General features: G+C 70.5%; 24 protein-coding genes and 3 pseudogenes. 19 read left to right on the top strand and 8 right to left on the bottom strand.

Annotated features, from left to right (window positions below; translation table 11 throughout):
• The first annotated feature begins 886 nt into the window (after positions 1-886).
• The 12 genes from ACIBTU_RS03330 to ACIBTU_RS03275 all read left to right on the top strand — a co-directional run bounded on the left by ACIBTU_RS03330 (position 887) and on the right by ACIBTU_RS03275 (position 12,519).
• Positions 887-2,317, top strand: a complete 1,431-nt coding sequence (locus ACIBTU_RS03330) for a 2-hydroxymuconic semialdehyde dehydrogenase (protein ID WP_399124173.1) — start codon at positions 887-889, stop codon at positions 2,315-2,317.
• On the top strand, positions 2,314-3,135 hold the full coding sequence (locus ACIBTU_RS03325; protein ID WP_399124172.1) for a 2-keto-4-pentenoate hydratase: 822 nt from the start codon (positions 2,314-2,316) through the stop codon (positions 3,133-3,135). Before ACIBTU_RS03330 ends, ACIBTU_RS03325 begins: the two co-directional genes overlap by 4 nt.
• Positions 3,132-3,929 carry a 2-keto-4-pentenoate hydratase gene (locus ACIBTU_RS03320; protein WP_399124171.1) on the top strand — a complete coding sequence of 266 codons (798 nt, stop codon included), beginning with the start codon at positions 3,132-3,134 and terminating at the stop codon, positions 3,927-3,929. The genes ACIBTU_RS03325 and ACIBTU_RS03320 overlap by 4 nt, the downstream gene beginning before the upstream one ends.
• Complete coding sequence (locus tag ACIBTU_RS03315; RefSeq protein WP_399124170.1) at positions 3,926-4,354, top strand: RidA family protein; 429 nt, start codon at positions 3,926-3,928, stop codon at positions 4,352-4,354. Before ACIBTU_RS03320 ends, ACIBTU_RS03315 begins: the two co-directional genes overlap by 4 nt.
• Positions 4,351-4,920, top strand: a complete 570-nt coding sequence (locus tag ACIBTU_RS03310) for a 3-hydroxyanthranilate 3,4-dioxygenase (protein ID WP_399124169.1) — start codon at positions 4,351-4,353, stop codon at positions 4,918-4,920. The genes ACIBTU_RS03315 and ACIBTU_RS03310 overlap by 4 nt, the downstream gene beginning before the upstream one ends.
• On the top strand, positions 4,917-5,936 hold the full coding sequence (locus ACIBTU_RS03305; RefSeq protein WP_399124168.1) for an amidohydrolase family protein: 1,020 nt from the start codon (positions 4,917-4,919) through the stop codon (positions 5,934-5,936). The genes ACIBTU_RS03310 and ACIBTU_RS03305 overlap by 4 nt, the downstream gene beginning before the upstream one ends.
• Positions 5,933-6,850 (top strand): acetaldehyde dehydrogenase (acetylating), encoded by a 918-nt coding sequence (locus ACIBTU_RS03300; protein WP_399124167.1) that lies wholly within the window; start codon positions 5,933-5,935, stop codon positions 6,848-6,850. The genes ACIBTU_RS03305 and ACIBTU_RS03300 overlap by 4 nt, the downstream gene beginning before the upstream one ends.
• Positions 6,847-7,884 carry a 4-hydroxy-2-oxovalerate aldolase gene (dmpG, locus tag ACIBTU_RS03295; RefSeq protein WP_399124166.1) on the top strand — a complete coding sequence of 346 codons (1,038 nt, stop codon included), beginning with the start codon at positions 6,847-6,849 and terminating at the stop codon, positions 7,882-7,884. The genes ACIBTU_RS03300 and dmpG overlap by 4 nt, the downstream gene beginning before the upstream one ends.
• Positions 7,878-9,113 (top strand): kynureninase, encoded by a 1,236-nt coding sequence (gene kynU / locus ACIBTU_RS03290; protein WP_399124165.1) that lies wholly within the window; start codon positions 7,878-7,880, stop codon positions 9,111-9,113. Before dmpG ends, kynU begins: the two co-directional genes overlap by 7 nt.
• 88 nt (positions 9,114-9,201) lie before the next feature.
• The gene (locus ACIBTU_RS03285) at positions 9,202-10,869 is read left to right on the top strand and encodes a hypothetical protein (RefSeq protein ID WP_399124164.1); all 1,668 of its coding nucleotides are present in this window, start codon (positions 9,202-9,204) and stop codon (positions 10,867-10,869) included.
• Entirely contained in the window at positions 10,830-10,964 is a 135-nt protein-coding gene (locus ACIBTU_RS03280) for a hypothetical protein (RefSeq protein ID WP_399124163.1), read from the top strand. The genes ACIBTU_RS03285 and ACIBTU_RS03280 overlap by 40 nt, the downstream gene beginning before the upstream one ends.
• Before the next feature lie 112 nt (positions 10,965-11,076).
• Positions 11,077-12,519, top strand: coding sequence for an amino acid permease (locus ACIBTU_RS03275; RefSeq protein ID WP_399124162.1), 1,443 nt, complete (start codon positions 11,077-11,079; stop codon positions 12,517-12,519).
• Positions 12,520-12,616: 97 nt separating this feature from the next.
• Here ACIBTU_RS03275 and ACIBTU_RS03270 read toward each other — a convergent pair.
• A pseudogene (locus ACIBTU_RS03270) lies at positions 12,617-12,739 on the bottom strand (IS5/IS1182 family transposase); the annotation flags it as partial.
• A gap of 62 nt (positions 12,740-12,801) precedes the next feature.
• Between ACIBTU_RS03270 and ACIBTU_RS03265 the strand changes: the two are divergent.
• Entirely contained in the window at positions 12,802-13,080 is a 279-nt protein-coding gene (locus ACIBTU_RS03265; protein ID WP_399124161.1) for a hypothetical protein, read from the top strand.
• 164 nt (positions 13,081-13,244) lie between these two features.
• Here the strand turns inward: ACIBTU_RS03265 and ACIBTU_RS03260 are convergent, their stop codons facing one another.
• On the bottom strand, positions 13,245-14,060 hold the full coding sequence (locus ACIBTU_RS03260; protein WP_399124160.1) for a DUF6585 family protein: 816 nt from the start codon (positions 14,058-14,060) through the stop codon (positions 13,245-13,247).
• Positions 14,061-14,128: 68 nt separating this feature from the next.
• Positions 14,129-14,690: pseudogene (locus tag ACIBTU_RS03255) on the bottom strand (transposase family protein).
• A 123-nt stretch (positions 14,691-14,813) separates the two neighbouring features.
• Between ACIBTU_RS03255 and ACIBTU_RS03250 the strand changes: the two are divergent.
• Both ACIBTU_RS03250 and ACIBTU_RS03245 read left to right on the top strand, forming a co-directional pair.
• Positions 14,814-15,713, top strand: a complete 900-nt coding sequence (locus tag ACIBTU_RS03250; RefSeq protein ID WP_399124159.1) for a dienelactone hydrolase family protein — start codon at positions 14,814-14,816, stop codon at positions 15,711-15,713.
• Between the two features lie 93 nt (positions 15,714-15,806).
• On the top strand, positions 15,807-17,324 hold the full coding sequence (locus tag ACIBTU_RS03245) for a RodZ domain-containing protein (protein WP_399124158.1): 1,518 nt from the start codon (positions 15,807-15,809) through the stop codon (positions 17,322-17,324).
• A gap of 227 nt (positions 17,325-17,551) precedes the next feature.
• Here ACIBTU_RS03245 and ACIBTU_RS03240 read toward each other — a convergent pair.
• A pseudogene (locus ACIBTU_RS03240) lies at positions 17,552-17,996 on the bottom strand (hypothetical protein).
• 223 nt (positions 17,997-18,219) lie between these two features.
• On the opposite strand from ACIBTU_RS03240, the gene ACIBTU_RS03235 reads away from it, so the two are divergent.
• Positions 18,220-18,366 (top strand): hypothetical protein, encoded by a 147-nt coding sequence (locus ACIBTU_RS03235; protein WP_399124157.1) that lies wholly within the window; start codon positions 18,220-18,222, stop codon positions 18,364-18,366.
• Positions 18,367-18,630: 264 nt separating this feature from the next.
• On the opposite strand, the gene ACIBTU_RS03230 is transcribed toward ACIBTU_RS03235, so the two are convergent.
• The gene (locus ACIBTU_RS03230) at positions 18,631-19,746 is read right to left on the bottom strand and encodes a winged helix-turn-helix domain-containing protein (protein ID WP_399124156.1); all 1,116 of its coding nucleotides are present in this window, start codon (positions 19,744-19,746) and stop codon (positions 18,631-18,633) included.
• 622 nt (positions 19,747-20,368) lie between these two features.
• Between ACIBTU_RS03230 and ACIBTU_RS03225 the strand changes: the two genes are divergently transcribed.
• Positions 20,369-20,743, top strand: a complete 375-nt coding sequence (locus ACIBTU_RS03225) for a VOC family protein (RefSeq protein WP_399124155.1) — start codon at positions 20,369-20,371, stop codon at positions 20,741-20,743.
• Between the two features lie 298 nt (positions 20,744-21,041).
• On the opposite strand, the gene ACIBTU_RS03220 is transcribed toward ACIBTU_RS03225, so the two are convergent.
• Positions 21,042-21,734: an AMP-binding protein gene (locus ACIBTU_RS03220; RefSeq protein ID WP_399124154.1), complete on the bottom strand. Its 693-nt coding sequence runs from the start codon at positions 21,732-21,734 to the stop codon at positions 21,042-21,044.
• A 257-nt stretch (positions 21,735-21,991) separates the two neighbouring features.
• Between ACIBTU_RS03220 and ACIBTU_RS03215 the strand changes: the two genes are divergently transcribed.
• Together ACIBTU_RS03215 and ACIBTU_RS03210 are read left to right on the top strand one after the other, a co-directional pair.
• Positions 21,992-23,935, top strand: coding sequence for an ATP-binding protein (locus ACIBTU_RS03215; protein WP_399124153.1), 1,944 nt, complete (start codon positions 21,992-21,994; stop codon positions 23,933-23,935).
• The gene (locus tag ACIBTU_RS03210) at positions 23,866-24,312 is read left to right on the top strand and encodes a LuxR C-terminal-related transcriptional regulator (RefSeq protein ID WP_399124152.1); all 447 of its coding nucleotides are present in this window, start codon (positions 23,866-23,868) and stop codon (positions 24,310-24,312) included. The genes ACIBTU_RS03215 and ACIBTU_RS03210 overlap by 70 nt, the downstream gene beginning before the upstream one ends.
• A gap of 113 nt (positions 24,313-24,425) precedes the next feature.
• Here ACIBTU_RS03210 and ACIBTU_RS03205 read toward each other — a convergent pair whose 3' ends face one another.
• Positions 24,426-24,566, bottom strand: coding sequence for a hypothetical protein (locus ACIBTU_RS03205; RefSeq protein WP_399124151.1), 141 nt, complete (start codon positions 24,564-24,566; stop codon positions 24,426-24,428).
• 179 nt (positions 24,567-24,745) lie between these two features.
• Entirely contained in the window at positions 24,746-25,927 is a 1,182-nt protein-coding gene (locus ACIBTU_RS03200) for a serine hydrolase domain-containing protein (RefSeq protein ID WP_399124150.1), read from the bottom strand.
• Positions 25,928-26,027: the final 100 nt, after the last annotated feature.

Below are 26,027 nucleotides of genomic sequence, written 5' to 3'. Positions count from 1 at the left end.
CCTTCTCGACCACGGCGCCAGAGCCCTTGTGCGGACGGTGAGACCAGGCACCAGGCGCGACCAGATGGTGGCGGGTGCCGGGAGGCCACGTGGGTGGCGTGCCGGCACCTCACCCCGCCGGCACCCGGGCTTCGTCGCTGGAGCGCGTGCGTGGCCGGCTCGACGCACGCTCCCCATTTGTCCGCCACACGACCGTCAGCCACGCAGTCGCTCCGCAGCAATCCTCTCTGCGCTCGGATGCCTGACACTGGTACCGCTGCTGATCGTCGTGTCCGCGGCAGACCCGGCGAGTGGGCGAGGATTCCCACAGTGTCTGAGGGACGGGCACAGCGTTTCGGAGGCCGCCAGGGAGGACATCGAGTGGCTGTTCGCTCTGCCAGGGCAGACGTTGCGGACCACGACGGCGTTCTGCCTCGCTGTGCTCGCCTTGTTCGGTGTGTCGTTCGGCGCGGTGGTGCAGAGCGGCTGCGAGAAGGTCTGGGATCTGCCCCGACCCGCTGGTGGGCCAGAGGCGCCAGGTGGAGTGGCTCGCTGTCCTCATCGGAGTCCTCTGCCTGTCCGCGGTCACACCGCTGTGGCGCGCGGCTCCGGCCCGGAGCCTGGTGACGGTGCTGACCGGCACTTTGTTCTTCTGGCGGTCCCTTCCAGCGCAGTCACCTACGGCCCGATCGGAACCGTCCTGCTCATCCAGTCCTGGCTGGTCGGGGTCGGGGTCGGTGTCGTTGTGCTCGGCGGCGCGCTGGCCGGCCGTCTCCTCCACGAGGAGCTCCCCCGTGTGGCGCACGCCCTGAAACGGCGAAGATGAGTTTCCCCGGACTCGGCGCATGATGCCTGCACGCTCCGGGGGCGCGGACCAGACGCCCCCGGCCCAGCAAGGGAGATCTGCATGCTGAGCTCGCCTGTGCGGCATTACGTGGGGGGTGTCTTCGACGCCTCCGGTGATCCAATCCCGCTCGTCGACCCTGTCAACGGGCGCAGCGCCGGAGAGGTGCCCTCAGCGTCCGAGGAACTGGTCGACCGCGCAGTGGGCGCCGCCCGCGACGCACTGCGCGGGCCCTGGGCCACGTGGAGCCCCGCCGACCGTGCACAGGTGCTGCACCGGATCGCGGACGGCATCGAGAGGCGTTTCGACGCGTTCGTCGCCGCCGAGTGCGCCGACACCGGCAAGCCGCACGAGCTGGCCGCCGACGTCGACATCCCGCGCGCCGCCGCCAACTTCCGTAACTTCGCGGACCTGTTGGCCGGGCGCGGTGAGCAGTCCTGGCACACACCGACGCCGGACGGCCGCGGCGCGCTCAACTACACGGTGCGCAAGCCGCTCGGCGTGGTCGCGGTCGTCTCGCCCTGGAACCTGCCCCTGCTGCTGCTCACATGGAAGGTCGCGCCCGCCCTGGCCACGGGCAACACGGTCGTCGCCAAGCCTTCCGAGATGACGCCGAGCACAGCCTGCCTGCTCGCCGAGGTTATCGCCGAGGCGGGGCTGCCGGCCGGTGTCTTCAACCTCGTTCACGGCGGGGGCGGCGGCGCCGCGGGCCAGTGGCTGACCGAGCACCCCGGCGTCGACGCCGTCGCCTTCACCGGCGCGTCCGCCACCGGCACCACGATCATGCGCGCGGCCGCGGCCCGCCTCGCGCCCATCTCCTTCGAACTGGGCGGCAAGAACGCCGGGGTGGTCTTCGCCGACGCCGACCTGGAGAAGGCCGTGGCGGGTACGGTGCGCTCCGCCTTCACTCACAGCGGCCAAGTGTGCCTGTGTACTGAACGGTTGTACGTGGAACGGCCGATATTCGAAGCGTTCGCCGGGCGGCTCGTGGAGGAGTCCCGCAAGCTCCGCGGCTACGGGCCGATGATCTCGGCCGCCCATCGCGACAAGGTCATCGGCCACCTCACCAGGGCCGCCACCGACGGCGAAGTCCTCGCGGGCGGGGGTGTGCCTCGGTTCGGTGACGAGCGTGACGGCGGCTTCTTCGTCGAGCCGACCGTGCTGACGGGGCTGGCCGAGGACCATCCGGCAGTACGGGAGGAGATCTTCGGCCCTGTCGTCCACCTGGCGCCCTTCGACACCGAGGAGGAGGTCCTCGGGCGCGCCAACGCCGGTCCGTACGGGCTGGCCGCCACCGTGTGGACGGGCGACCTCGCCCGCGCCCACCGGGTCGCTCCCGCCCTGGACGTGGGCATTGCCTGGGTCAACACCTGGAACCTGCGTGACCTGCGCACACCCTTCGGCGGTGTGAAGGCGTCCGGCATCGGGCGCGAGGGCGGCGACCACTCCCTGGACTTCTTCTCCGAGCCGATGAATGTGTGCGTGAAGCTGTGACCACCGCCACCGACCCCGTGACCCGGGCCGCCGAGCGCCTGGAGGAGGCGCGGCACACCGGTGTCCCCTGCTCCCCCGTGCGCGACATCCTGCCCGCCGGAGACCTGGACTCGGCGTATGCCGTCCAGTCTCTGCTCACCGACCGGCGTCTCGCCGAAGGCCGCCGCATCACCGGCTGGAAGGTCGGCCTGACCTCTGCCACCGTGCAAGCCCAACTCGGCGTGAACACCCCCGACTTCGGCGCGCTGCTCGACGACACCGCGCTTCCCGACGGCGCGGACCTGCCTTGGGGTGCGGTCCTGCAGCCGAAGGCCGAGGCGGAGGTCGCCCTCGTCCTGGAGCACGGACTGGACCACGAGCGCCACACCGTCGCGGACGTCATCCGGGCGACCGCGTTCGCACTGCCCGCCATCGAGATCGTCGGCAGCCGAATCCGCGACTGGGACATCACCGCCGTCGACACTATCGCCGACAACGCCTCCAGCGGCGCGTACGTCCTGGGCAACCGGCCCGTCGCGGTGCGCGACCTCGACCTGCGCGGCGCGGGCATGGTCCTGGAGCGGCGCGGGGAGCCGGTGTCGACCGGTGCGGGCGCGGCCTGCCTGGGACATCCGCTGCACGCCGCCGTCTGGCTCGCCGACACGCTCGTACGCCTCGGACGGCCGCTCAGGGCCGGGGACACCGTGCTCACCGGCGCGCTCGGGCCCATGGCAGCAGTCGCCCCCGGAGACGTGCTCGAAGCGCGCATCGACGGGCTCGGCTCGGTCCGCGCGGCCTTCGGCGACGACACCCGGGCAAGGGAAGGAGAACGGGGATGAGTCATCCCGGCCTTGACATCGACGCGCTCGCCGGGCGGCTCGACCGTGCCGCCCTCGCCGGCCGCGCACTTCCCGGCGGAACGCCCGGGCTGACGTCCACCGTCGACGCGTACGCCGTCCAAGACGCTCTGGTGGCGCGGAAGCTGGCCCGTGGTGAGCGGGTCACCGGGTTCAAGCTCGGCTTCACCAGCCTCGCCAAGATGCGGCAGATGGGGGTGTCCGACCTGATCCACGGCCGGATCACCGACGCCATGGCCGTCGCCGACGGCGGACGCTGCGACATCGCGCGCCTGATCCACCCTCGCGTGGAGCCCGAGGTGGCCTTCCTGCTCGGGGCGACACTGAGGCCCGGCGCCGACCCGATGGCCGCGGTCGCCGCGGTGGCACCTGCCCTGGAGGTCATCGACTCACGCTACGACGGCTTCAGGTTCTCGCTGCCCGAGGTCATCGCCGACAACACCTCCGCGGCCAGGTACGCCGTCGGCCCCTGGGCCGCTCCTCGCGACCTGGACAATCTCGGCGTGCTCCTGGAACTCGACGGCCGCCCGGCGCAGGCCGGGTCGACCGCCGCGATCCTGGGGCACCCGCTGCGGGCCCTGGCCTCGGCGGCCCGGCTCGCCGGGGAGCTGCCCTCCGGAACCGTGATCCTCGCGGGCGCGGCCACCGCCGCCGTACCGCTTCCGCCGGACACCCATGTCCGCGCCGTGGTCGCGGGGCTCGGGGCCGTCCAGTTCAGCACCGGGAAGGGACGGTCGGAGCCCGCGCACCCCGGCGCCATGCGGGGGTCCGCGTGATCGTCCCGGGCGCGGCGCAGCCGCGCGGCCGTTTCCCCCATCTGCGCCACGCGGGGGACTTCGTGTTCGTCTCCGGCACCAGCTGCCGCAGGCCGGACGGTTCCTTCGCCGGCGCGAGCGTCGACCCCATGGGCGTCACCGACCTCGACATCCGGGCCCAGACCCGGGCGGTCGTCGAGAACATCTCCGGACTGCTCGGCGCGGTCGGCGGCGGGCTCGGCGACCTGGTGTCCGTCACCACGTACCTCGTGAGCATGAACGACTTCGGCGGCTACAACGAGGTCTACGCGGAGTACTTCGACGAGACGGGACCGGCCCGCACGACCGTCGCCGTCCATCAACTCCCCCATCCCCACCTGCTGATCGAGATCAGCGCCGTGGCCCACCTGCCGATCGGCCGCACGAACCAGGAGCAGCCCGCATGACCATGCCCCCGTTCAATCTCAACGCCTGGATCGAGGAGCACCGCCACCTGCTGCGGCCACCGGTCGGCAACGTACAGATCTGGCGTGACGCCGACCTCATGGTCACGATCGTGGGCGGTCCCAACCAGCGCACCGACTTCCACGACGACCCGACCGAGGAGTTCTTCTACCAGCTCCAGGGCGACATGGTGCTCCGCGTGATGGACGCGGAGGGAGAGCCGCCGCGGGACGTCCACATCCGCGAGGGCGACGTGTTCCTGCTCCCGCCGCACGTGCGCCACTCTCCGCAGCGGCCCGAGGAGGGCAGCATCGGCCTGGTCGTGGAGTTCGCCCGGCCGCAGGGCAGTCGTGACGCCTTCGAGTGGTACTGCATGGAGTGCCACCACCTGGTGCATCGCAGCGAGTTGCAGCTCGCGTCGATCGTCGAGGATCTGCCGCCCGTCTTCACGGCGTTCCACGACGACGAGTCGGCCCGCACCTGCCGGCACTGCGAGGCCGTGCACCCGGGCCGCCGGTGGCCCGACGCGCTGCGCCCGACGACGCGGCGGGGCGGGGTGACCGCGTGAGCGTCGTCGACATCCACGCGCACGTCTTCCCGGAGATCAGCCGTGCCGAGTCGCGGGCGCTGACCGGGTCCGACGAGGGGCCCTGGCTGCGGACGTCCGACGGTGCGGATACCGGGATGATGATGGCCGGCACACACGAGTACCGGCCGGTGCGCCGCTCCCTGTGGGACCCGGCCGCACGCGTCGCGGACCTGGACCGGCTCGGCGTCGACGTGCAGGTGCTGTCCAGCACGCCACTGCTGTTCGGCTACGACCTGGAGGCCGAAGCGGCTGCCGACTGGTGCCGGGTCGTCAATGCCCGCACGCTGACGCATTGTTCGTATGCTCCCGAGCGGCTCGTGCCCCTGTGCCAGGTGCCGTTGCAGGACACAGAGTCGGCCTGCGCCATGGTGTCCGAGGCGATGCGACAGGGGTTCCGAGGCGTGCACATCGGCAATCACCTCGGTGACCGTGACCTCGACGACGGCGCGCTGCTCGAATTCCTCACGCACTGCGCCCAGGAGAGCGCCGCGGTCCTGGTCCACCCGTGGGACCTGCCCACCGGGCCGCGCTCCTCCCGCTACATGCTCGGCTGGCTCGCGGGCATGGCCGCCGAGACGCACCTGACCATCCTGTCGCTCATCCTGTCCGGTGCCTTCGAGCGGCTGCCCGCCTCGCTGCGGCTGCTGTTCGCGCACGGCGGCGGGAGCTTCCCGTACCTGCTCGGGCGCGCCGACAACGCCTGGCACCGGCGCGATCTGGTGCGCGCCGACAGTGCCGCGCCGCCGTCCAGTTACACCGGCCGCTTCTCGGTGGACTCGGCCGTCTTCGACCCGGGGGCACTGCGCCTGCTCGTCGACGTGATGGGCGCGGAGCGGGTGCTGCTCGGCTCCGACCACCCCTTTCCGCTGGGCGAGGAGGCGATCGGCCGACTGGTGCGGGAGAGCGCGCTGACAGAGACCGAGAAGGCCGCCGTCCTGGGCGGCAACGCCATCCGGTTCTTCGGCCTGCACGACCTGGTGAAGGAGGCCTCGTGACGAAGGCGGCTGTCATCGGTTCCGGCAACATCGGCACCGATCTGCTCATCAAGATCATCCGTGGTGCGGGCGCGGTCTCCGCCGCCGCGATGATCGGCATCGACCCCGATTCCGAAGGCCTTGCCCGGGCCCGCCGGCTGTCCGTGCCCACCAGTGCCGACGGTGTCCAGGGGCTGATCGCGATGGACGGCTTCGCGGACGTCGACGTCGTCTTCGACGCCACCTCCGCCGCTGCCCACCACTCCAACGCCGCCGCCCTCGCGCCGTACGGCAAGACACTCATCGACCTGACCCCGGCCGCCATCGGCCCCTACGTCGTGCCGCCCGTCAACCTCGACGAGCACCTGGACGCCCCGAACCTCAACATGGTCACCTGCGGCGGCCAGGCCACCGTCCCCGTCGTCGCCGCCGTCTCGCGCGTCACCCCGGTCCACCACGCCGAGATCGTCGCCTCCATCGCCTCCCGCTCGGCCGGGCCCGGCACCCGCGCCAACATCGACGAGTTCACCGAGACCACCGCCCGCGCCCTGGAACAGGTCGGTGGCGCTCGGCGGGGCAAGGCCATCATCGTGCTCAACCCGGCCGAGCCGCCCCTGCTGATGCGCGACACCGTCCACTGCGTCACCGACGACTGCGACACGGCTCAAGTGACCGCATCCGTACAAGAGATGGCGGCATCGGTAGCCGGGTACGTACCCGGCTACCGCCTCAAGCAGGACCCCCAGTTTCGCACCCTGACCGCCGATGATCCGCTCGTCGCGCTCAGCGGCGGCGGACGGCTCCTGGTCTCCGTCTATCTGGAGGTCGAGGGTGCCGCCCACCACCTGCCCGCCTACGCCGGGAACCTCGACATCATGACGTCCGCCGCGCTGCGCACTGCCGAGCGCCTGGCCGAGCGGAGCCTGGTCCGATGACCCGCCTCTACGTCCAGGACGTCACCCTGCGCGACGGCATGCACGCCGTCTCCCACCGCTACACCACCGAGCAGGTCCGCGCCATCGCCACAGCCCTGGAGGCCGCGGGCGTCGACGCCGTCGAAGTCGCCCACGGCGACGGCCTGTCCGGCTCTTCCGTGACCTACGGCCCGGGCGCCCACACCGACGAGGAGTGGCTGGAGGCGGCCGCCGACGTCCTGGACCGGGCACGGCTCACCACCCTGCTACTGCCCGGCATCGGCACCCTGCAGGACCTGCGCCGCGCCCAGGCCCTCGGCGTCACTTCGGTCCGCGTCGCCACCCACTGCACCGAGGCCGACATCGCCGCCCAGCACATCGCCGCGGCACGGGAGTCGGGCATGGATGTCGCCGGGTTCCTGATGATGTCCCACATGGCCGAGCCCGCCCGACTTGCCGAACAGGCAAAGCTGATGGAGTCCTACGGCGCACACTGCGTGTACGTCACCGACTCCGGCGGCCGGCTCACCATGGACGGCGTCCGCGCACGGGTCCGCGCCTACCGCGACGTCCTCGACCCGGAGACCGAGATCGGCATCCACGCCCACCACAACCTGGGCCTCGGCGTCGCCAACAGCGTCGTCGCCGTCGAAGCGGGCGCCGTGCGCGTCGACGCCTCCCTCGCCGGACAGGGCGCCGGCGCGGGCAACGCACCACTGGAACCCGTCATCGCGGTGCTCGACCTGATGGGTCTGGAGCACGGCTGCGACGTGTTCGCGCTGATGGACGCCGCCGAGGCGCTCGTGCGCCCCACCCAGGACCGACCCGTGCGCGTCGACCGCGAAACGCTCACCCTCGGCTACGCCGGCGTGTACTCCAGCTTCCTGCGGCACGCCGAGACCATCGCCGCGCGCCACGGCCTCGCCGCCCGCGACCTGCTCGTCGAGGCGGGCCGCCGCCGGCTCGTCGGCGGCCAGGAGGACCTGCTCCCCGACATCGCGCTCGACCTGGGCCGCTCCCGGGCCACCGACACCAAGGACGTACCCGCATGCTGAACCAGCGCGCCGCCACGCTCGACGCCGCCGATCCCCTCGCGCACCTCCGCGAGCGATTCGTCCTGCCCAAGGGCGTCACCTACCTCGACGGGAACTCCCTGGGCGCTCTGCCCGCCGCCGTTCCCGCCGCTGTCGATGACGCCGTCCACCGGCAGTGGGGCACCGACCTGATCCGCTCCTGGAACACCAACGGCTGGTGGGAGGCGCCCGTACGCACCGGCGACGCCGTCGGACGCCTCGTCGGTGCGGCGCCCGGCCAGATCGTCGTGGGCGACTCCACCAGCGTCCAGCTGTTCAACACCCTGGTCGCCGCCGTCCGGCTTCGGCCCGGGCGCCGGCTGCTGCTCACCGACCCGGACCACTTCCCCACCGACCAGTACATCGCCGACTCCGTCGGCCGGCTGTTGGGTCTGGAGGTCCGCCGCGTGCCCGCCCGTGAGGCCGTGACCGTACTGGCCGCCGAGGGCGACCAGGCCGCCGTCGCCGCATACGCCCCGGTCGACTACCGCACCGGCGAGCTGTACGACATGGCCGCCGTCACTGCCGCCGCGCACGCCGCCGGCGCCCTGGTGCACTGGGACCTGTGCCACGCGGCGGGCGCACTACCCCTCCAACTGGACGCCATCAAGGCGGACTTCGCGGCCGGCTGCGGCTACAAGTACCTCTCGGGCGGGCCCGGCGCCCCGGCCTTCGCCTACGTGGCCCACCGGCACCAGCCCGGATTCGACCACCCGGTCACCGGCTGGCACGGGCACACGGCTCCCTTCTCCATGTCCGGTACGTACACCCCCGCGCCGGACGTCACCCGCGCCCGCATAGGTACACCGCCGCTGCTCTCGCTGGTCGCTCTGGAGGCGGCGCTCACGGCGTTCGACGGCGTGGCCATGGAGGCGGTACGCGCCAAGAGCCTGTCACTGACCGGCTTCTTCCAACACTGTGCCGACCAACTCCTCGACGGACTTGGCTTCACCATGGCCACCCCGCGCGACGCCGGGCGCCGCGGGAGCCAGGTCGCCCTGCGCCACCCGGAGGCGTTCCCGTTGGTCGCGGCGCTCGCCGTGCGCGGCGTCATCGGCGACATGCGCGCCCCCGACCTGCTGCGTTTCGGTTTCAACGCGCTGTACCTGACGCACGCGGACGTGCTGCACGCCGTCGAACAGCTGCGGGACATCGCCGCCACAGGAGCCCACCGGGCCACCGAGCTCCAGGAGCGCCCCACGGTCACCTGACCTGCGTGCCCTGCAGGAAAGCCCCCGCCCCCACATCGGGAATGTCGCACGTCCCCTTCCTCTCACCGCCGAGACTCCTAGGACTCCCATGCGATCCCTCCGTACGAGAGCGGCTCTGGTGACCGCCGTGGTCACCGCCACCGCCGCGACCCTGCTCGTGCCCGGCAGCTCGGGCGCGACCGCCACCGCCGCCACCGACCCGAACATCGTCGACGTCTGCGAGAACCGCCGCCCCGAGCCCGCCGACCCGGGCGCGTACGGCATGCAGCTCGACGGCAGCTTCCGTCATCCGGCTCTCACGCCCGTCGACGAGGAGCACGAGCACTCCTTCCCGGGCCGCAACAAGGACTACGACACCAAGTCGTACATCAAGAACATGAGGGTCGAAGCCGCTTACGAGGGTGCCGACTTCACCCCCGACTTCTTCCACACCTGGCAGAACGTCGTCGACTTCCACGGCCGCCGGTACCTGTTCCAGTACGACCGTTCCGAGGGCCGCGTCTACGACATCACCGACGTAAAGAAGGTGAAGGTCGTCGAGAAGATGACCCGCGACGACATCGGCGGCGACGAGACCAAGGGCAACGCCTCCTGGGCGCCGGGCGACTACTGGGGCGCCTCCACCGTCCAGTGGAACAAGAAGCTCAACGCCTATGTCATGGTGATGAGTTTCGAGGACAAACGGCAGATCACCGAGCTGACCGACGACCCCGCGCAGGACAAGTACCACAACCGCGAAGGCGTCAGGAAGCTGCGCGAGAAGCCCGGGCTCAAGGGCTTCAAGGTGTTCCGCCTCGACGGCCCGCTCAAGAAGGACTGGAAGCTCCTGGCCACGGTCTCCACCGACGCCACCCAGAAGGATCCGCTGAGGTCCGACCCGGCGAAGCCGCAGCAGGGTTCCGGCTCACTGGACGTGCCGTACTGGACCGGCGACCGGTACATGTTCATCGCCACCGCGCCGGACGACACCTACTCCGGCACCGAGTACCCGACCAACCTCCACTCGGCCGGCTATCAGTCCTGGGACATGTCCGACCCCGCCCACCCCCGGCTGCTCGACACCTGGCATCTGCCCGGGCAGCGCACCGGCGAGGACGCCGCCTACCGCAAGAACCCGCGCTGCGGCAACCGCACGAGCTGGATGGGCGCGCGCATGCCGCTGTTCATTCCCAAGCCCGTGGAGAAGGGCGGTCGCTACGCTTTCGCCGCCATGGGCGGCTACGGCCTGAGCGTCCTCGACATCTCGGACCCGACGCACATGAGGACCGTCGGCCACCTCGACCTGCCGGCGTCCGTATCCGGCACCGAGGGCGACAACATCGACGTCTCGCAGTTCGAGCGGACCGGGATCATCTACTACTCGGGCACCCGCTCACCGAGGACTGCTACGAGCCGCACAAGGACGTCTACCAGATCGACGTCAAGAACCCGAAGAACCCGCGCGTCGTCGGCGTCCTGCCCCGCCCGACCCCGCCCGGGTCCGCCGGCATCCAGGACTTCTGCCAGCGTCGTGGCAGCTTCGGCCCCAAGCGCACCGGCTACTACACGAACCCGGGTAAGCACGACGCGGGCGTCCTCGGCTACGGCTTCTACAACGCGGGGGTGCAGTTCTTCGACGTGTCGCATCCGGCGAAGCCCCGGATCGAGGCGTACTTCGTGCCGAAGGCGTACGGCCCGAAGACTCCGGACTACGCGTACGGCAACCAGACCCACGGCGTGTACGTGGAATGGGACCGCAACATCGCCTGGGCCCTGACCAACCACGGTATCTACGCGCTGTCCGCGCCGAAGGTGCTCGGCGCGCCGCACCTGACGCGGCCCGAAAGGCCGTTCCGCAACAGCGAGTTCTAGGACGTCAGCGAGTTCAGGTCAGGCCGGCCCTCCGGCCCAGGGGGGTGGCCTTCGAGCCGACCGCCACCCCGTCTCCCGCCGCGCACCACCGCACAGAAGGACGCCCCCCGTCATGACCTCTCCGGAAAGACCCGCACCCGCCGCGCCGCCCGCTCCCGCCGCACCGCTCACGCCCGCCGACGCTCCCGCGGGTCCGGGCCTGCTCCGCTCGCTCACCCACCGCCAGACCACCATGATCGGGCTGGGGTCGGCGCTCGGCACCGGTCTCTTCCTCGGCTCCGGCTCGGCGATATCCGTCGCCGGGCCCGCGGTGATCGTCTCCTACGCCGTCGGGGCCCTGCTGGTCGCTGTCATCGCCGTCCTGCTCGGCGAGATGTCGGCGGCCCATCCGGTCCAGGGCTCCTTCGGCACCATCGCGCGGACCTACCTCGGCCCCTGGGCCGGGTTCCTCGCCCGCTGGATGTACTGGTTCAGCGCCGTCGTCGTCATCGGCACCGAGGTCGTCGCCTCCGCGCTCTACATCCGCTGGTGGTGGCCCGGAGTCCCGATGGGCGGCGCGATCCTCGCGATCGCTGCGGTGGTCCTTGCCGTGAACGTCATCAACGTGAAGTCCTTCGGCACCACCGAGTTCTGGCTCTCGACCATCAAGGTCACCGCGCTGTGCGCGTTCATCCTGTGCGCGGCCTTCCTCGTCCTCTTCGGCCTGCCCGACACGGAGGCCGCCGGCTTCGCCCACCTCACCGACGACGGCGGGTTCGCCCCGCACGGTGGTGAGGCCGTCTGGATCGCCATGTCCGTGGTGATGTTCGCCTACGCCGGCTTCGAGGTCGTCGCCATCGCGTCCGCCGAGGCCGCCGACCCGCAGCGCTCGATCCGCACCGCGATGCGCCAACTCGCCTGGCGGCTCAGCGTGTTCTATGTCCTGTCGATCACCCTGGTGGTGGCCCTGATCCCGTGGAAGCACCTGGCCGCCGGGAACGGCAGCGTCGAGGCGAGCCCGTTCGTCCGCGTCTTCTCCGACATCGGGGTACCCGCGGCCGCGACCCTCACCAACCTCGTGGTGCTCATCGCCGCCGTCTCCGCCGCCAACGCCCACCTGTACGGCGCCTCCCGCCTCCTGCACTCCCTCGGCGACGACGGCCTAGCCCCGGCCCCGCTGGCCCGCCTCACCAGCCGCGGCGTCCCGGCCGTCGCGCTCGCCGCCTCCACCCTGGGCATCGCAGCCGCCGCGCTGCTCGCCTTCTACGACGTCGGGGGCATCTTCAGCATCCTGATGTCCATCGCGCTGTTCGCGGTCCTGCTCGTCTGGCTGCTGATCCTCGCTTCCTACGTGGCCTTCCGCCGCCACCGCGACACTCACCCGGCCGAGTTCACCGGATTCAGCATCCGCGGCGGTCCCGTCCTCGCGGTGGTGGCCGGCGTGGGGGTGCTCGCCGTCGCCGCCACCGCGATCGAGGTCCCGGACATGCGGCAGGCGGCGGCCGTGGGCCTGGCCTTCACCGCCGTACTCCTGGTCGGGTACGCGGTCATCTCGTGGCGGCGCCGGGAGAGGTGATGCCTCCGGGCAGGCCGTGCGCGCACCAGCCGTGTACCCGGGCTCGCACGCACCACAGGCTCCAACCTCGATCTACTGCCGGAGACGCCCGGCATAGGCGCCCCGGCGCCGATGCCGGAAGTTGAACCATCGTGGTCAGTCCGCCGCTGGAGCGGCCGAGGGCGTGGTCGGCCGGCTCGCCGGAAGAGGCCCTCTTTTTCCGGGCCCCGGCGGCGTGCCGGCGATCGCACGCTGAGCGAAGCCGGGCCCGAGGGCGCCGTACCGCGCCTGCGGATGCTGGGCATGCTCACGGTGGAGCAGGTCGCTCAACTGCTCCCGCCGCGACGCGTCCAACTGGCCGCGCAGCTGGTGCTCAAGCCACGCAGCAGCGCCGACCCGCTGTGCGAAGACCTCGGGGACGCCGAGCCCTGGACGCCCAGGACGCTCAGCGCCCGGCTGTGGGACCTGCGCATAGCACTCGGTACAGACCCGGACGGGGGGCCGTACGTGCCGCAGCGCCAGAGGAGAACACCCCGCGCGGTGTCGGACAGGGTGCCGGGCGACTGGCACGAGTTCGAGTGACTCGCCGAACTCGGCCTCAGCCGGGGCCCGGACGGACTGGAGCACCTCGGGCGGGCACTCGCCCTCGTCGCAGGCATGCCGCCGTGAACGAACGCCACCTCGTGGAGGAACGACGGGAGTGGCGGCCGCCACCGCACTCGCCGACGGCGTGCGGGCCCCGGGCCTCAGCGGACGCGCCGAGGCCCGCGCAGCTGGTCTGCGATGGTGAGGAAGACGAAGAAGTTGGGGATGGTGGCAACCGCGACGTTGGTCAGTGAGCGCCATTTGCCGGCCACCTTGAGCTTGAGGAAGCCCTGGACGATCTGCAGTTCCTCGATCTCGTGCCACTGCGCGGTGTCGCGGGCCGATCCCACTCCGTCCCGGGTCACCCACAGCTTGCCGAAGTCGACGCGTTGTCCCGCGTTCAGGGTCCGGATGGCTACCGGTAGCTGAGCCCGCGTCACTCCTTCCTGGACGGCATGCCCCCACTCCTCGTGCCGGGCGAACTTCCCGGTCGCCGTGCCGCCTTTGCGTCCCTCAAGGACCACCTGCACGCCATCGGTATCGGTGAGTTTGTACGTGTACTCGGTGTAGCCGCCCACACCTGTGTGGCGCAGGCTGCTCTGCAGGACATGGGTGGTGTCGTAGCGGACCGCGCGCACGCCCTTCTTCACCGCGGCGACCAGGCCCGACTCGTAGAGGTGGAGGCGAATGCGGGCGTTCTTCGCGGCCGTGGACCGCTCGGCGACCCAACAGCCGACCGCGATCACCAGAAAGAGCACGGAGAACGCTGCGCCGCCCGGCATGCCCGCGGCCACCAGCACCGTTGTGACCACGGCGAGCACCACGGCAGCGCCCAGGGAGAAGCTGATCGAGCTCTTCTCCGGCTGAGCACCTTCGTAGACGCCCCGCCTCCTCCCTAGAGCCGCCCCCCGTGCCGCCTCGTCCATCCGCCGCGCCAGCTCGGCCTGGACCTGCGCGTTCCCGTCCTGCTCAGACATCCGCCCCCCCCTGCGATGTACACAACCCGACCGGGTCCAAACTACCGGAGGGTAGGCGTCAACTAGAGCTATTTTCTAGAATGAAACTCTACTTTTGGCAACCGTGAGACTCCAAGGACGAGTACGGCCTGGACGATCACAGTGACACGGTTGGTGCCGCGGCGGGAGCTTCCGCGGGAGCCACCAAACCTTCAGGGTGGCTGCGGCCTGCTCGCCGAGGCAGCGGATCTTGGCGTGCGTGCAGTTGTGCCGTCGCTGCCACCGCTTGAGGCGACGGCCTCGAGAAGCAACCCCGAACCGGTCTGCCGGCGCCCGGATACGCCTGGTCCGCCCAGCACTTGAGGCCTGCCTCGGCGAGAGCCTCGACGATCCCGCGAATGCCGGGCAGCCGTCCGGTCGTGGGTGGAACCGGGCAGCGCGGGTGAAGCCCACGGCAGGCGGCCGAACGGATCTGCGAGGACCTGGATGTTCGCGCTGTGCGGCAAGGCGAGCGTAGGCGTCGCCGCGTCGTAGATGAGCCAGAGCGAGGAGAGCCTGACGGCCGACGGTCAGGCGCCGCCATCGGGTCCCGATCTCCCCCGGCCGGACCGAGAGCTGTCCGGTCCGGTGCCGCAAGGTGCGACCGGACAGGCCGTTAACCCGTGCGCCTGCAAAGCGACTTACTAATGAGTAATATTTCTGGACGGATGTGGCCGCACCGCTCTGCGCTCAGGCGCCAGTGGCACGGGGCCTTCCCCCAAGCCAGGAGGACACATGCCCGACGACGCTCTGACGGATTTCCAAAGGGAGACATTCGCGCACGGGGGCCGTACCCATACTGTGCTGCGTTCAGGGACGGGGCCGGCCGTGATCGTGATGGCGGAGATCCCGGGGATCACTCCGAAGGTCGCCCAGTTCGCGCGACGGGTCCGTGACATCGGCTGCACCGTCGTGATGCCCCACCTGTTCGGCGTCGCCGGACGCGACCCGGACCCGCAGGCGCACGGCTGGACCGGCGCCGCCTGGACCGGCCTGCGCGCCGCCGTCCAGATCTGCGTCAGCCGCGAGTTCACCACGCTGGCCGCAGGCCGAACCTCCCCCGTCGTCACATGGCTACGGGCCCTCGCCGCACACGAGCACGAGCGGTGCGGCGGACCGGGCGTGGGGGCCGTCGGCATGTGCTTGACCGGCGGCTTCGCCCTGGCCATGGCCGCGGACGACCACCTCCTCGCCCCGGTACTGAGCCAGCCGTCCCTCCCACTGGCCGTCACCGAGCGCAACCGTCGCTCGATCGACATATCCCCGGAGGATCTGCGCGCGGTCCAGCAACGCTGCGCGGCCGGCCTCACCGTGCTCGGCACGCGCTTCCGCGGTGATCGGCTCGTTCCCGACGCCCGGTTCGCCTTCCTGCGTGAAAAACTCGGCGACTCGTTCATCGCGGTGGAACTCGACGACAGCGCGGCAAATCCGGACGGCCTCATCCCCCCGCACTCCGTCCTGACCGAACACCTCATTGACGAACCGGGCCAACCCACCCGTCGCGCACTCGACCATGTACTCGACCTCTTCCGCCAACGACTCCTCGCTCCGGTCGTCGGCCAGAAGGATCTTGCCCCGCACATCTCCGACCCGTTCCCAGTCCGCAGCGGTGCCGACCCCGACACTTGCGAGTAGCTCCAGGCCCTCGGCGGCGCCTTGGAGCTACATCCATCGAGCGTGTCCGGCAGCACCGCTATCCTTCCCTGGTCTTGGGGAGGGCTGAGCATCATGTCTGCAAGCATCGGGCCGGGTTGGTCGCTGGGCCGTGGCCGGTACGTCATCGACGAGCTGATCGGTGAGGGCGGTATGGCAGCCGTCCATCGTGCTCGGGACACGGAACTCGACCGGGTCGTAGCGGTCAAGACGATGAACGCCGTCGTCGCGGCAGACCCGCAGAGTCGTGAACGGTTCCGGCGCGAGGCGCGGGCCGTGGCAGCCATCAACCACCCCAACGTCGTGGCCATCCACGACGTGGGCGAGGAACAGCTCGCCACGGGCAGTGTCCCGTACCTCGTCATGGAGCACCTCGACGGCAAGCCGCTGGCCGAGTGGTTGCCGCCCGCGCCGGGCGAGTTGCCCCTCTCCACGGCGCTCCGGCTCGTGTCCGGCATCCTCGCCGCGCTGGACGCCAGCCACACGCGCGGCATGGTTCACCGCGACATCAAGCCGGCCAACGTGATGGTTACGGCCGGCGGCGCCGTGAAGGTCATGGACTTCGGCATCGCCCGCGCCCTCGACCACCAGGGCACCGCACTGACCGGGACCGGCTTCACGATCGGCACCCCGCACTACATGGCGCCGGAGCAGTTCGAGCCGGGCCGCGCCGTCGATGGGCGCTGCGACCTGTACGCGACCGGTGTCGTCCTGTTCCAACTACTCACCGGTGCCGTACCGTTCGACGCCGACTCGGGCTTCCGGATCGGCTATCTGCACGTCACCACCGAGCCACCCGCCCTGGCCTCGCTGGGCGCAGACGTACCTCCGGAGATAGAGGCGCTGATCGCCCGGTCGCTGGCGAAGGCGCCGGAGGACCGCTTCCCGGACGCCGCGGCGATGCAGGCCGAGGTCGAGCGGATCCGGCAGCACCACCAGAGCACTTCGCCCACGCGGACGACGGAGGGGGCGACGGCGCCGGTCCCGGTCGGCGTTCTGGCCCCGCCTGCCCCCACCGCTCCGTCCGGCGACGGCGTCCACCACCTCGACACCGTCCCCGCCCCGCCGCGACAGCCCCCGGTTCCGCAGCGGGCCGGGTCAGCCGGCCGCCGTACGCCCGGGTCCCGGATGGTCATCGCGGCCGTTGCCATCGTCGTCCTGTGCGCCGCCGGATTCGGCGCAGCCGCCCTGCTCGACTCCCGGAGCAGTACGGCCGACACCCCGTCGGCCGGTGCGAAGACCCCCACCACCGGGGCGGCAGAGCAGTCCCCGGACGCGACGTCGCAGCCGGTCACGCCCACGACGGAGGAAGGGAACGCTGCCGACGATGAAGCCAAGAGCAAGGACGACGTCACGGTGAAGGTCACCGCCGAGGACCGCCGCGCGTGGGTCTCGGCGAAGGACAGCAAGGGAGACGCGCTGTACGCCGGAGTCTTGGAGAAGGGCGAGACCAAGACGTTCACGGACACCGACCGGATCGACGTCGTCCTGGGCGACTCGGGCGCAATGGGTCTCGTGGTCAATGGGGAAGAGGCCTCGGACGAGTTCAAGGACAACATGGTGGTGCGCCTCAGCTACACGCCCACCGACTGACCCGGCCGCTGTGCCCTGCCCCTTTGACCGTTGGTTGGTGGCTCGGCCGGAATCTGGACGCGTCGTCGGACACGGTGCACGCCCGCCCGCGGCATATTGGAAGCGAGCGACAGCCACGACGTCCTGATCGTGCGAGTCGATCAGCTGGGGCTGTTCCACTCACCGGCGTGACATTCAGGGCTGGACCTGCTCAGCGGCTTGTCAGGCCGGGGTCATGTCGGCTGGGCTCAGGAAGGTTGAGTGGGCGGGAGCTGCCAGCGGCCCGAGTGGCCGGGCGGCAGTTCCATGTCGCGACGGATCGCCGTGTAGCACTTCTCCCGAGCCATGCGCTGCTTCTCGAGCGACCTCCGGAGAGCCAAGCATCAGCAGCCCTTCTCCGGCCGCGGACCGGGCGTCAGCGGCATCGACCAGGAGAGGGGACGCGTCTGCCTGCGGCAGGGGATGAGGATGACTGTCGTGACCGAGATGTGCTGCGACACGGCGATGGAGCGTGACCGTCTTCTTCAGCGTCAGCGCGTAGTCGGTGTAGGCCGCGAGCTGCCGCTCCTGCCAGCGGGCCGCGTGCTCCCGACGGAACCTCGCCCGATCGCCCCGCATGACCACCACGTACGAGCCGAAGGCTCCGATCATCACCCCGAGCAGGGCGGGAAGTTGCTTGATGAAGTCTGACATCGCCGCATGGTCTCAGGTGCTGGCACAGACTGTGTGATCGGTGACGCTGGCCAACTGAACGCTTCAGAATCAGGCTCCCTGCTCGCCTACGGTCCGTACGCGAGCGGCATGACCGTATTTCCGAGCAGCTCGCCGAACTGGTGCGGGATCGCCACCGCTGAGCAGCGAAGACTGCTCGCGCGGCGGATCGGGGTCGTCCAGCCGGCCGCAGCTGGCCAGCGGAGTGACGCTCGGCGGCGCCCTGGTCACCGACACCGCGCGCCGCATCCTGCTCGGCGCACCCGTGCCCTCGGGCCGCTACTACACGGACCTCGAAAAGCTCGTCGGCGCCGTCGACCGCGAGCGCGTCCCGGCAGGAGCAGCCCGGTGAACCACCTGCCCGAACTCCACGGTGAACACCTGTGGCTGCGCGAACTGCGGGCCACCGACCTGCGCGACATCACTGTGGCGGACGTCCGCCGTGTCTACGACTTCACGGGGGCGACTTCGCCGAGCCCGCCGAGGACGAGCACGGCTTCACGCTGGAGTGGTGGCAGATGCAGGACCATCTGCCGGAGCATCTTCTCGCCCGCTGTGGCGACGAGCGCCGTAGACGAGACATGTACGAGCCCCCCGCCCAGTGCGGCGACTGCGACTACCAGCGTCGGGCCGGGAGGCCGGATCGGCGCTTGGCGGCGGGCGCTGTCGGACCGTCGGTGCGCACCGGGGGCTGCGGCTGCGCGTCACGGGACGCCTGCTCCTGCTCCGAAGATGTCGCGAGCGCCGCCCCGAGAGATGTCCTCGCATAGTGGACCACGCGACCTCGGCGGTATCGATCGACCAGCCCTGCCCGCAGCAGAATGCCGAGATGGTACGAGACGGTCGCGTTGCTCCAGCCGGTCCTGCGGCTCAACTCGGCCGTGGACGCGGGCACGTCGAGCGTGGTCAGCAGCGCGGCCCTGGTCACGCCCACGAGTCCCGCCAGGGCCGATTCCGCCGCGCCCGCCGGACGCTCCCCGAGGACGCCCATGCCGCGCGCCCGATAGATGAGCATCGGCGGGTGGGGACGTTCGGCAGCGAACAGCACCGGGCCGACGTGCGTCGTGGCCGGCACGAAGAGCACTCCTTCGTCAGCCCAGTCGATGATCCCCGAGTAGGTGCGTTCCAGTACGAGCTCGGTGCCTGTCCACTGCATCCGCTCACCGAGATCGTCGAGCACAGCCGCCGCACCGTGCGCAGCCATCCTGTCGGCACGGTTGCTGATGTCGGCCTCTACAATCGCCCGGACCCGTGGCCAGTCCGGTGCCAGTACGGACTCGAACAGGGTCGCCATCGCCGTGGCGGCAGCAGTCGCCACGGCGGCACCACCCTCGCGTGCCACCGTCTCGAGTGCCGGCGGCATCGGTCGCCGCCACCGCTCATAGGCGGCCTCGCTCGGATGCAGTGCAAGGACGTGCGGCCACACGCGCCGGCCGCGGATCGCGATGTCGAGCTGGTAGTCGACCTCCTCGCCCGGGGTCGCCGCGATACGGGCGGCCACCTCCCCCATCGCCTCGCCCTGGCGCGGCACAGGTGTCAGGAAGTCCGGGGCGTTCCGCGCAGCGGCGGCGCGTACTGTCCTGGCCGATTGGAGGGTCGGTCGGCGCAGGATCAGCTCCCGGCCCTTGCAGTCGAAAGTGGCCAGCAGATGGTAGAAGACCCAGGTGCCGATCATGCCGTCGTTGGTCGTGGCAGGCGCGTCGTCGGCCGACTCCTGCGCCGACCAGTTCACGGGGACGTGAGGACAGGCCCAGCCGGGAGGCGCCGGCGTAGAAGGTGAAGCGTTTCGGTGGTCCACCGTTGACCGAAGCCTCGATCTGCAGCTCCGGGTCCATCTGCTTCAACGGCACCCGGCCGATGTCACCTTGAATCTGATACGCGTCATTGGGGACTGGCGCGAACCATCTGGCCGCCATGGAGTCCTCGCAGGCCGCCTGCCAGCGCGGTGCGGCGAGGGAGAACTTGTCCTGCCTGAGGTAACAGTCGGCCAGAAGTTCGTTGGTCTGCTTGTCCTCGGGCGTCAGTCTGAGCAACGGCGTGGCCGCGGCCGCACCGGCCCCACGGCGGCGCCTCGCAGCAGCGAACGCCGGTCCCATCGTCCGTCATGAGTCACAGCCTTCTCACCTCGTCGTGCTCACTCCCCGGAGCCGGGGGCACAGGCCCTCGGCACGGACCGCTGTGGTCCATGCCTCCACAGAAGACGGAAGCGTGTTGCGGTGACGTATGCGCTTTTCGATACATCCGCGATACCCCACCCCCAAGGGGTCTTGGGGCGGACCAACAGGTTCGAGCGATGAGTTCTGCTGGGCTGGCTGGTCTTGAAGGGTGAGCCGACTACACCGAGGAGAGCACAGATGACTGAGCACAACCAGGCACGCATCACCGGCATCGGCACCGTCGCCGTGCCCGTCAGCGACCAGGACCTTGCCGTCGGGTTCTACGTCGGCGTCCTCGGACTGACGAAGCGGATGGACATCCCGCTGGAGCAAATCGGCGGGCGTTGGATCACCGTCGCTCCCGACGGGGCCGGGACCAGCATCGCGCTGGTCCCTGGTGAGCACACCGGCATCGACACTGGGATCAGGCTCAACGCCAGCGACGTTCCGGCCGTCCACGCACGACTCAAGGAGGAGGGGGTGGATGTGGACGATCTGCTTCGGTGGCCTGGAGTGCCGCCCATGTTCACCCTTCGCGACCGCGACGGCAACATTCTGGTGGTCGTCGAGTAGGAGCGCGCCATGCCAACACCGGACTCCCGGTTCGCCGGATCCGGCAGCCGCGTTCATCCACGGCAGGACGGGGTGTCCCTGTGCAAGGACAGCGCTCAGTCCGCCATGACTACCGATCGCCGCAGGCCTGCAACTGACCGCGAGGGATTTCTGTCACCCGCCTTCGAAGTGAGGGTGACCACGATCGGTTCAACGGCGCCCGCCCGGGGCAAGCGCTCTGGCCTCCTGCTGAGCTCGCGCCGCCGAGACGCCTCAGTGCGGTGTCAGGTCCCGGTGCGAGGCCGGGAAGCGATTCCCGTCATGGCCCCGGCCTCACGGCGGATGCGGTAGGCGACCGTGGCCCGAGGCCGCACACAGGCAGGCAGGCTCCGCTGAGGATCACTGCGTGCAGACCGCAGGAAGCTCGTCCGGGTCCGTCTCCGTCGTCCGCGGCCGACTCCGCCATCAGCGTTCTAGTGGTCCGGGAGGCGTCACGCAGCGTGCTGTGACTGAGCACCATGTCCCGCGCCGACGTCGCGCCCTCAGCGCCGACCACGACGGCCGGGTCGTGGTCCGCGCGGTCGGCCACATCGAAGTGGCGGGGCCAGAAGGCGACTTGGTCGAGGAAGTCGGGACCGGCCTGGACGAGCATGGCGCCGCTCGCCCAGGCCGCGTGCCGCACGGTCGTGTCGGGAGCGGCGAACACGAGCCGGGCTCCGCAAGCGCCGTCGCCTGCGGGTACTCCGTGGCGCGGCCGACTCGGATACAGCGGTACGACGATCGCGCCGGCACGCAGGGCGCCGAAGTAGAGCACCGCGTAGACGGGGCCGTAGGGCAGGCGCAGCCCGACGCGGAATCCGGGATCCACACCGTGGGCGCGCATCCCTCCGGCCGCCCTGGCGCTGAACTCGTCCAGTTCCGCATAGGTGAGGGTGATCCCCTCACCGCCCACCGCCGGTCGCTGAGGGTGCCGTTCGGCTGCTTCCACCAGAGCGGTGACCAGGTTGCTCACGTCAGATCGCTTTCATCAGGAGGGCGTGCGGACTACGACGAGCAGAACGCGCCCCTGACGTGGGGAGGTACGCAAGATCGGTAGCGCTCGCGAAGGGATACGTATGGGTGCCGGACGCGTACGTGCACGTACGTGCCCCAGACAGCGGGTGTCCGGGCCCCTCCGGACACCCGCTCGAAAGGGGCGTGCTGCTCCGCACCGCCGTACAAGGGGCGCTTCGGCATGAGAACCTCTCGGTTACGCAGAGGGAGGAAGTCGTGACGCAGTGGACATGGGCGCGGGCGGGCGCACGGAACGAGACGACGGGGTTCATCGGCCGGGCGGCCGAACTGGACGCCGTGCGGCGGGCGGTGACGCAGGCGCGCGTGGTCACGCTGACCGGTCCGGGTGGTGTCGGCAAGACGCGGGTCGCGGTGCGGGCGGCGCACCAGTTGGCGGTCGACTTTCCTGACGGTGTGTTCATCACCGAGCTGAGCGGTCTGCGTGATGCCGAGTTCCTGCCCAACACGGTGGCCTCGGCGGTCGGCCTGCCGGAGATCGCCTCGCAGGAGCCGATGGACCAGCTGATCGACCATTTCGCGGAGAAGAGGACCTTGTTGGTCCTCGACACGTGCGAGCACCTCGTCGAGGCGATGGCCGTCTTCGTCGACATCCTGCTGAGTCACTCGTCGGGTCTGGTGTTCCTGCTGACGAGCCGTCAGCCAGTGGCGTTGCCCGGCGAGTGCGTGCTGCCGATCCCGCCGATGCCCAGCCCGGACGCGGACGCGAGCGAACAGGACAGTGACGCGCTCGCGCTGTTCGTGGCCCGCGCGAAGGCCGCGCTGCCGTCGTTCGGGCTGCGCGACGACAACCGTTCCGAGGTCATCGCGCTGTGCCGGCGCCTGGACGGGATCCCACTGGCCATCGAGCTGGCCGCCGTCCGACTGAGGACGATGCCCCTGGAGCAGATTCTCGGGCGTCTGGACGACCGGTTCAAGCTCCTGTCCGGGGTGCGCACCGCGCAGGCGCGCCATCACGCCCTGCGGACCACGATCGAGTGGAGCCACGATCTGTGTTCAGCGCCGGAGCAGGAACTGTGGGCACGGCTCTCGGTGTTCGCCGGCGGGTTCACGCTCGCGGCGGTCGAAGAGGTGGGTTCCGGGGGCGAGCTGGCGGACCTGGACGTGCTCGACCTGCTCGGCGCCCTGGTGGACAAGTCGGTGCTGCAGCGGGTGGAGGGGGTCGCCGAGTACCGGTACCGGATGCTCGACACCATTCGTGAGTACGGTGCCGAGCGGCTGGAGTCGAGCGGCAGGACCGAGGAGTACGCGCGCCGCCACCAGGAGTTCTTCCTGCGGATGGCGCAGCGCGCGGGCGAGGAGTGGATGGGCGACCAGCAGGTCGAGTGGGCGGACCGGCTCGCCGCGGACTTCGACAACTTCCGTGTGGCCATGGACTTCGCCATCGCCCATCCCGGCGACGAGGCGGGACTGCGGCTGGTGAACGGCCTGTGCGGCTTCTGGCTGGGCAAGAGCAAGCTCACCGAGGGGCGGCGCTGGATCGACCGGGCGCTGGCGGCAGCCGGGCCCGAGCCGAGCCTCGAGCAGGGCATCGCACTGTGCCAGGGCTCGTACTTCGGGCTTGTCCAGGCGGATCGCGGCGTGTCCGAGACGGTGCGGCGGTGCAGGACCGTGTCGGAGGTGCTGGACGACGACTTCCTGCGCGCGCGGGCGATGTACGTCGAGGCGTGCGAGATGCTCATGTGGAGCGGGGACATCGAGGGCACCATGGCGTCGTACGACACGACGCGCCGCCGGCTCAGGGGGTCGGGCGATCTCTTCCCGCTCGCGGCCAGCTACATCAACACCTCGCTGTGTCACGCCGCCCACGGAGATCCGGCGCGGGCTCTGCGGGAGGTGGAGGAGGGGCTCGCGGCTCTGGCCCACATTCCCCACGAGCGGTGGGGGCGCAACTATCTGACGATCGCGCGGGTGCTCGCGCTGTGGGCGGTCGGCCGGCCCGCGGAGAGCCGGTCGACGGGGCGCAAGGTGCTGCCCTCGGCGCTCGCCCAGGGAGAGACGATGAGTCTCGCGGCCACGCTGGAGTTCCTGGCCTGGTCCGCCTGCGAGCTGAAGGATACGAACACGCCACGATGCTGTTCGGCGGCGCCACGACGCTCTGGCGTCAGGTCGGCACCGCGCTGTGGGGCGTGCGGGCGCTGAACAAGCGTCACACCGAGATCGAGAACACACTGATGGTCGGCCTCGGCGCCGAGCGGTTCACCCAGGTCTACACCCATGGGGCCCGGCTGCCGGTGCCCCAGCTTGTCGACATCGCCTGCGGGCACGCGCAGGACGCCGATGCTGTGCCGCCGCCGCTGGAGGACGACGGCAGCGCGATGGGCCCCCTCACGCCGCGCGAGCGTGAGGTCGCCGTCCTGATCGGTGACGGTCTCACCAACCGTCAGATCGCCGAGCGCCTTGTCATCTCCAAGCGCACCGCGGACACCCACGTCGAGCACATCCTGACCAAGCTGGGGGTCGCCTCGCGCGTGCAGATCGCCGCCGTCGTCGGCCCCCGGAAGCCCGCGGACGCCTGAGGACGCTCGTCCAAGGGCCGAGGACCTCACTGCTGAGCGTCCTCGGCTCGTACAGGGCACCGGCCATCCGCCGGACCCGTCCGGTGGGCGGCGCCCGGCGTTGGCGGCTCCGGTCAGACGGTTTCCGGCTCCAGGCGCATGACGGTGCTCTGGTGCCGGGCCCGCTCGGCGGCCCAGACCACCTGGTGGGAGCGGAGAGTCTCGTAGGGGCCGGAGGTCACCGCGGAGTGATCGCCGGTGGCGACGGTGTTCACGAACGCGCGGAGCAGTTCGTTGTCCGCGCCGCCGTGTCCGTGCTACTGCAGATGGATGCCTGGCCGGCTCGAGCGGCGCGGAGAGGCGGTCGCCCAGCGGTTCACCTGGGCTCCGGGCCGCGAACTGACCTACTCCCTGCAGGAGTTCGATCAGATCCAGGTAGAGCGCGGTGCCGCCTTCAGGCAGGAGCCGCTCCCGACTTGTACACGGCGTCGACCAGGGCCATCTTCCGGGGGTCATCCGCGATGTGTGCGCCCATGTGGTTCATGACGTAGCCGATGCTGATGCCCGCTTCGGGGTCGGCCAGCCCGAAGGAGCCGCCGAAGCCGTCGTGGCCGAAGGCGCGCGGGTTGGGGCCGTACGAGCCGTTCCGGCCACTCAGCCAGAGACCGAGACCGATCTCGGTGTCATGCTCGAAGCCTGCCCCCAGAACCAGGTCCCGGCAGCTGCCCTGGCCTTCGCGAACACGCTCCGCGGCCTGCGCCGACAGCACCTGCTTGCCGTCTGAGCGTCCCCGGCCGGTGAAGATCCCGTACAGCGCGGCGATCCCTCGAGCCGTCGCGTGGCCCCCGGCGGCGGGTATCTCGGCAGCACGCCACTCAGGCGTGTTCGCCTCGGCGGCTCCCGCGAGCGGATTGGCGAGCGCGGCGAGCGCTACCGGCTCCAACTGGCTGAAGGCGGCCTCCTGTTCGCTGCCGCCCGCAGCCGGCGGGTGTACCAGCTCTGCGGCCCGCTGGGCCTCCTTCTCCGGCAGGCGGATGGAGAAGTCGATGCCGAGCGGTCCGGTGACCTCTTGGTGCAGGAACGCGGACGGAAGCTGTCCGCTGATACGCCGTACGACCTCGCCCACCAGGAAGCCGTAGGTCAGTGCGTGGTAGCCGGAGCGGGTGCCGGGCTCCCACCAGGGTTCGGTGGCCGCGAGGCGTGTGGTGGTCAGCTCCCAGTCGTACAGCTGGACCAATGCATGCGGTTCCCGCAGACCTGCCAGGCCCGCTCGGTGCGAGAGCAGGTGCCGTACGAGAATGTTCTCCTTGCCCGCGGCGGCGAATTCGGGCCAGTAGGCGGCGACCGGCGCATCCAGGTCGAGCAGGCCTCGGTCGGCCAGCAGGTGCGCGCAGAGCGCCGTGGCCCCCTTGGTCGTCGACCACACGTTGGCGAGGGTCTCCCTCTCCCACGGTCGGCTGCGCGCAGAGTCGGCCCAGCCGCCCCACAGGTCGACGACGGGTTCCCCGTCGAGCAGGACGGTCACGGCCGCGCCCAGTTCGCCCCGCTCGCGGAAGTTGTCCGCAAAGGCGGCGCGGACGCCTTCGAAACGATCATCGCAGTGCCCGTGGATCTGCGGTGTTGCCTGCTCAGACATGGAACCTCCGGCGCTTCGGACCTGGTGTTCGACGTTGTGTACTGGGCAAGGTTCGACCATACCGACTGGTCGGACTCTCGAAGGAGGAACATACCGGGCG

Source organism: Streptomyces sp. NPDC050145 (assembly GCF_044460245.1).
Lineage (GTDB): Bacteria > Actinomycetota > Actinomycetes > Streptomycetales > Streptomycetaceae > Streptomyces.
The sequence above is the reverse complement of the archived record's forward strand: the minus strand, read 5'-3'. Positions and strand labels throughout refer to the sequence as shown.